5 protein-coding genes are annotated in these 6,579 nt (G+C 74.8%); 4 read left to right on the top strand and 1 reads right to left on the bottom strand.

The features are described from left to right. The 4 genes from J0695_RS32225 to J0695_RS32210 form a co-directional block, all read left to right on the top strand. Positions 1-1,150: KS-MAT linker domain-containing protein (locus J0695_RS32225; protein ID WP_443726613.1), on the top strand; the 1,150-nt coding region annotated here is incomplete at its 5' end. Continuing rightward, positions 1,147-1,992, top strand: coding sequence for a 4'-phosphopantetheinyl transferase family protein (locus J0695_RS32220; RefSeq protein WP_206968119.1), 846 nt, complete (start codon positions 1,147-1,149; stop codon positions 1,990-1,992). The genes J0695_RS32225 and J0695_RS32220, both read left to right, overlap by 4 nt. 151 nt (positions 1,993-2,143) lie before the next feature. Further along, a complete protein-coding gene (locus tag J0695_RS32215; RefSeq protein ID WP_206968118.1) occupies positions 2,144-2,965 on the top strand; it encodes an AfsR/SARP family transcriptional regulator in 822 nt (273 codons plus the stop codon). 440 nt (positions 2,966-3,405) lie between these two features. After that, the gene (locus J0695_RS32210; RefSeq protein WP_206968116.1) at positions 3,406-4,656 is read left to right on the top strand and encodes a helix-turn-helix domain-containing protein; all 1,251 of its coding nucleotides are present in this window, start codon (positions 3,406-3,408) and stop codon (positions 4,654-4,656) included. Here the strand turns inward: J0695_RS32210 and J0695_RS32205 are convergent. Next, a complete protein-coding gene (locus tag J0695_RS32205) occupies positions 4,628-6,478 on the bottom strand; it encodes a condensation domain-containing protein (protein ID WP_206968114.1) in 1,851 nt (616 codons plus the stop codon). The two genes, J0695_RS32210 and J0695_RS32205, sit on opposite strands and share 29 nt — an antisense overlap. Positions 6,479-6,579 lie beyond the last annotated feature (101 nt).

Here is a 6,579-nt window from a genome sequence, read left to right as displayed (position 1 = left end):
CTCCTCCTTCCTCGGCGCCCTGCACCTCGCGCTCGGCGCCCTGCGCGGCGGCGAGTGCGCGGCGGCCCTGGTCGCGGCCGTCGCACTGGGGGCGGACCCCGCCCGGCCCGACGCCTCCCCGGCGGACGGCGTGGGCGCCGTACTCATCAGGCCGCTCGCGGCGGCGCAGGCCGCCGGTGACACCGTCCATGCGGTCGTCCGCGCCAGTGCCGTCGCGCACGCCGGGCGCGCCGCGCCGGCGGACGCGGATGCCCGGCTCGCCCGGCGCGCGCGGGCCGCAGCGGACCTCGACGCGGCGGACATCGGCCTCTGCGAGAGCCTGGCCGGTGCCGGCGACGCGGGGGCGGCCACCGGTTTCATCGCGCTCACCCGTGCTCTGCTGCAGCTGACGCACGGCACGCTGCTGCCCGTACCCGGTGGCCCGGACACCGCTCCCTGGCCGCCGCCGCGCGACCCGCAGGCCCGCGAACTGCCGCGCCGCGCCGCCGTGGCCGTACGGGGCGAGGGCGGATCCGCCGCCCACGTGATCCTGGAGGAGTACCCGGCCGGCCGTACCGGGGCGCGGGACGGAGGCGAGCGGGTCGGCAGCGCGCGGGGCCCGGGCCCCGCCGAGCTGATCCTGCTGTCGGCGCCCACGCCGCGGCATCTGGCCGCCACCGCGCGGCTCTTCGCCGACCGGCTGACCGCCGCCGCTGACGGGCCGGACGGTCCGCCCGGTCTGGCCGCACTCGCCAGTGAACTGCGGATCGGCCGCGCCGCCATGGACTGCCGGCTGGCCGTGACCGTACACGGGACCGATGAACTGGCCGACGTGCTCAGGGAGTTCGCCGACACATGCCCCGACGCACCGGCCGACGCACCGGCCGACCGCTCCGGCCACGCCGATCTGCGCGGGCGGCGTGACGCGGCCCCCCTCGTCGAGGAGCTCGGGGAGACCGTCGCGTATCTGACCGCCCTGTGGCGCGGACGGCGCCTGGAGGCGCTCACCCGCCTGTGGCTGGCCGGCGTCGACGTGACGCGCGGCGAGGTGACGCGCGGCGAGGTGCACGGAGCCCACGGGCCCCGCCCGGCGGTGGCCCTGCCCGGCACCGCGATGCTGCGCAGGCCGGTGGGAACGGGCCTCGCGGTGAGCGGCGGCCCCGCCCGATGACCCTGACCGCGGCGGAGCAGCCGTACCGGTCAGGCAACCTCCCGTACGTGGAGACGGACGCCCCGGTGAAGGTGTGGCTCTGCCCCAACGACGACCTCGCGCCCGACCTCGCGAGCGTGCTGGCGGCGCACTGGCTCGACGAGGAGGAGAAGGAGACCGCGGACCGGTTCCTGTTCGAGCGCGACCGCAGGCAGTACCTCGTCGCCCACACCCTGGTACGCCGGGCCCTCGCGCTGGAGGCCGGGCTCGTCGAGGCGGAGCTGGTCATCTGGCGCTCGCCGCGCGGACGTCCCTTCCTCCAGCCCATGTCCGGCGGACTGCCGCGCGGCGGGGCGCACCTGGACTTCAACCTTTCGCACGCCAGCGGCTACAACCTGCTCGGCATCGTCCGCAGGCACCGTATCGGCGTGGACGTCGAACCCCTCGACCGTGACGAGCAGGCCATCGAGACCATCAAGACCACCTTCGCGCCCGAGGAGCAGGAGTGGATCGCGCGCGCCGCGCCGGGCCGCCCGCGCACCAGGCGGGTGCTGCGGCTGTGGACGCTGAAGGAGGCCTATTCCAAGGCGCGCGGTCTCGGACTCGGGCTGCCCTTCGACGAGTTCGTCTTCACCCTGGACGACGAGCGCGGGGTGACGGAATTCGGCCCTCCCGCGGACGATCCGTTCACCCGGTGGCGGTTCGTGGAACTGGAACCGGTGCCCGATGTGCTGGTCGCGGTCGCGGTACCCGCTGACGAGCACCCGCCGCCCGTGCTCCAGCTCCATCACGGATTTCCCTGGGGACGGCAGGCCCCGCACCACATCACGCTGCCCGGTCCGGTGGGTCCTGGGGCGCCGTGACCGAGCGCCGGTCGGGAGTTCGCCGACGCCCTCTACAGAGCTGCTACAGGAAAGCGCCGGCGGGCACGGCCCTGGCTAGCGTGCATCGTGGAGCTATTTCCGGCCTCGGAAAGGTATCCGGGCCGGGAACTCGACGAGGGTGGGGGACACCGTGCAGATCAAGGTTCTGGGTCCGTTGAGTGCCGAGGTCAACGGGACCTCGATCGTGCCGACGGCCGGCAAACCGCGGCAGATCCTGTCGCTCATGGCCCTGTATCCGGGGCGGGTCATGCCGGTCCCCATGCTCATGGAGGAGCTGTGGGACACGGCGCCCCCGGCGAGCGCCCTGACGACGCTGCAGACGTACATCCTGCAACTGCGCAGGAAGCTCGGTACGGCGATGGGGCCCGGCTCCCCGGCGGGCGTACGGGACGTCCTGGCCACCCGGCACGGCGGCTATCTGCTGCAGATCGACGACGACTGCGTCGACGTGCACCAGTACGAGAAGCTGCTGCGGGAGGGGAGCACCGCCTTCGAGACGGGCGACAACGAGGTGTCCGCCGCCCGGTTCCGTGCCGCGCTCGCCCTGTGGAACGGGGCGCCGCTGGTGGACGTGAAGGCCGGTCCGGTCCTCGATCTTGAGATCAGACGGCTGCAGGAGAGCCGCCTGGTCGCCGTGGAGCGGCGCATCGACGCCGATCTGCGTCTCGGCCGGCACGGCGAACTCACCGCTGAACTGGCGGACTTGACGGTACGTCACCCGTACCACGAGGGGCTGCACGCGCAGGCGATGCTGGCCCTTTACCGCTCGGGGCGGCAGGCGGCGGCCCTGGAGACCTACCGCAGGCTGCAGCGCGGCCTGGTCGAGGAACTGGGCGTCGAGTCCTCCCCGCGGCTGCAGCGTATGCACCAGGCCATGCTGGCGGTCGACGCCCGGCTGGACGTGCTGTCGGGGCCCCGCAACACCTCGACCTTCGACCTGTTCGCGGCGTAAGGGCGTAAGGGCGTAAGGGCGTAAGGGCCATAACGGGGCCACGGTGCAGCCGCCGTCAGGGCCAGTCGACGTCCTTGTCGTCGCGGGACGTGCGGCGGACCGGCCCCCGGGACAGGAAGCAGCCTCGGAGCGCAGCACGACGTACAGGAACCGAGTACTTCATGGGCGTCTCCCGGACAAGGCTGGACAGCGCGCAGGCGCCGGTGACTTGGTGTCCCAGATCCTGACCGGACCCGCTTGAGCCGTGGTGGAGAAACGCGTGAGAACCACGTGAGGTGGATCAGAGACTCGCGGCACGGACCGTGGCAACTGTTTGCCCGGCTGTTGCCCACGGCTCTACGCTCGTCGCGGCTCCGGTAGTGGTTCCCCGTCCCTGCGCGGCCGCCCCGTCCGCTCCTGTCGCCGCGTCCACCCGTGGCAGCCCGAGGGAATAAGGTCACATGCTCAGACAGCCCGCGTTCGGCCAGCGCCTGAAGAAGATGCGCGGCGCCCAGGGGCTCTCCCAGACCGCGCTCGCCGGAGACGGCATGTCCACGGGATACCTCTCCCGCCTCGAGTCGGGCGCACGCCAGCCGACCGAACGGGCCGTCACCTACCTCGCCGAGCGCCTCGGCGTGCAGCCGGACGACTTCGAGGAGCCCGCGGGCGGTTCGCTGGCCCACGCGCTGAGCCTCGCCGCCTCCACCGGGGCCGACGACTCCATCGAGACGCTGCGCGACGCGCTGGCCGCCGAGGGGCACGAGGCACCGGTGCTGCGCTGGCAGGCGCTCTGGCAACTGGCCGAGCACCGGCGGCTCCAGGTCGACTACGCGGGGGAGCGGGCGTACCTGGACGAGCTGATCCGGCTCGGCGACGAGGTGGGCCTGGCGGAGCTGCGGGTACGGGGCCTGAGCCGGCTCTCGCGCTGCCTGCGCGCGCTGGGCGAGATCGCCGACGGCCTCGACGCCGCCCTCACCGCCCACCGCCTCGCCCGGGAGAACTCCCTGGGGGTCGAGGACCAGGCCGGGGTGCTGCTCGCGCTGACCGCCGTGGAGACCGAGGCGGGCCGGCTGCCGGACGCCAGGGCGCACGCCGATGAACTGACCGTCCTCGTGGAGGGCCGCTGCGATGCCCGGTGGGCCGAGGCGATGTGGAGCGCGGCCTCCATCCGTACGCGCCAGGGCGACTACCCGGGCGCGCAGTTCTGGCTGGAGCAGGCGCTCGAACGGTTCCCCAGCGCCGAGAACCTGGTGCTCTGGCTGCGCCTGCGGCTCGCCGCCGGCAGGCTGTACCTGCAGAAGACCCCGGCCGACCCCGAGGCCGCCGAGCGCTGCGTCGTGGCCGCCGAACAGGCCCTCGCCTTCGTCGGCACCGACGGCCTGCGCCAGCAGCTGAACTCGCTCAAGGTCGAACTCGCCTTCCTGTCGGGCCGTTACGACGACGCCCGCGCCCTGCTGGACGAACTCGCCCACCAGCAGCTGCGGATGACCCACCGCGACCAGGTCCGCCTCGACATCTTCCGCCATCAGCTGAGCATCCTGAACGGCGACGAGAGCGGTGTGGACGGGCTGCGCGCGCTCGCCGAGCAGGCGCACGCCGACGCCAACATCGATCTCGCCGCGCACATCTGGCGCATCCTCGCCAAGGCGCTCACCGAGCTGCAGCAGCGGGGGCGTGCGGAGGTCACGGAGAGGGATCGGGCCGGACGCTGATGTGACCGGAGGCGGAGCCGGCGTCGGAGGCGTCCGGCCTGCGCGTCCGGGCGCCTGGGAGCAGCGTGTCGAACAGCCCGAGCGCGGTGTCCGTGTCCGGGTAGCCCTGGACGGGCCCGGCGGCGGGGTCGTCGTCGCGTACCAGGCGGGCCGCGCCGGGTACGGCCGCGAGCAGCCGGTCGGCCGTACCGTCGAGCAGCAGCACCGCGGGACGGAGCTGCCCGGGCAGCTCCTGGGAGGGGTCGACGGGCAGCAGCGTCGCGCCCGTCCTGGCGACGGCGAGCGCGGCCACCGCGAAGGCGGCGGGTGAGGACAGCGCGGTCACTACCGAGGTGCCGGGCCCCGCCCGGTGGCCGGTCAGGGCCTGAGCCAACAGACCGGCGCCGGCGTCGAGTTCGCCGTACGTCATGCCGGGCAGGGCCGGCGCCCGGGGGGTGCGGGCCACCTGGGCGGCGAACAGCGCGGCCACGTCACCGGCGGGAAGTGCGCACCGCCCGCCGACCGTGAGCGCCGGGTCGTCGAGCGCTTCTTCGAGTACGGCGACGAACTGCTCCGCCAGCCGGGCCGCGGCCGCCTCCTCGACCGCCTCGTACCGGAAGGAGGCGCGGAGGCGGATGCCCGCCCAGCCCCCTGCCGGCGTCTGACGCTCGGTCAGGGTGATCCCCAGATCGGCGTCGGGCAGCGGGAGCCGGGAGTGCTCGGGACGCACGGTGAGCCCGGCCGCCTCGAACTGCCCTTCCGGCTCCTGCAGCACCGCGAGGGCGACGCCGCCGGGCACCGCGAGCTCGCTCGCCCCGTCCCGGTAGGCGGCGAGGTCCGCCGTGCGTACCCGGCGCAGCAGTTCACCGAAGGTCACCTCGCCCGAGGTGTTCACCGACAGGGCCAGGGTGCGCCCGTAGGGGCCGACCGCGCCGCGTACTTCCGCGCTGTCGCGGGCCGGGACCCGGGCGGCCACGGTGACGCGGCCGCCGGTGGCGCCGGCCGCCCCGCGCCGGGTCAGGAGGGCTGCGAGCGCGGTGTGCGCCACCATGAACACGGTGGCGCCGTGCGCGGCAGCGAAAACGGCCAGGCGGGTGTGCAGTTGCTCGTCGAGGTCGATGTCCACGGTGCCGTACGAGGCGTGGGCGGATGGCGTGACCCCGCCCGGCACGCCCGGCACGCCCGTTGCGCCCGGCAGCGCGGTGGGCGCCGTGTCGCCGAAGAGCGCGCGGGGCGCAGCGTCCAGGGCTGCGGGGGAGCGGTGCGGGGCGGTGCCGGTGGCGCGGGCGGCGTAGGCCCGGGCGAGTTCGGCGGCCAGCGGCAGATGCGACCAGAGGTCGACAGCGGTGGCGGGCAGGGCCAGGTCGAGGAGGTGGTCGTCGGCGGAGAGGGTACGCAGCCGGGTGCCGGCCGAGCCGATCCGGGAGTTGCGCAGCGCCTCGTGCCGGCCGCCCAGATCGGCGAGTGCCTCCTCCAGGGCGCGCCGGTTCAGGGGGCCGCGCAGCCGCAGCGGCAGTACGGCACTGCCGGTACCGGTGCCCGCGCGCAGGGGCCCGGCGACGGCGACGGGGCCGTCGCCGACCAGCGCGGCGAACGCGGCCGGGGTCGGCGCCCCGTCCAGCGCCCGGCCGCCCGGGTCGGCGCCCAGCGTCGCGCGGACCCGGGACAGCAGACGGGCCGCGGCCGGCGCATCCCCTCCGGCGCGGAAGAAGTCGGAGTCGGCGTGGACCCGGCTGCGCGGCACGTCCAGCGCCTCGGCGAACAGGTCGCGCACGATCTCCTGGAGCGGGGTGCCCGGCTGGCTTCCCGCGTCTGCGCCGATGGCGGCCGGGACCGCGTACACGCCGGTCAGCGGTCCCGGCGGCCATCGGCGCAGACGCGGGAAGCCAGCCGGGCACCCCGCTCCAGGAGATCGTGCGCGACCTGTTCGCCGAGGCGCTGGAC

The sequence above is a fragment of the Streptomyces beijiangensis genome (assembly GCF_017315755.1).
Lineage (GTDB): Bacteria > Actinomycetota > Actinomycetes > Streptomycetales > Streptomycetaceae > Streptomyces > Streptomyces beijiangensis.
The sequence above is the reverse complement of the archived record's forward strand: the minus strand, read 5'-3'. Positions and strand labels throughout refer to the sequence as shown.

What these genes read in the sequence shown, in the direction of transcription:
- J0695_RS32210 (WP_206968116.1), top strand. Translation starts at nt 3,406, where the DNA reads ATGCTCAGACAGCCCGCGTTCGGCCAGCGCCTGAAGAAGATGCGCGGC.
- J0695_RS32220 (WP_206968119.1), top strand. Translation starts at nt 1,147, where the DNA reads ATGACCCTGACCGCGGCGGAGCAGCCGTACCGGTCAGGCAACCTCCCG.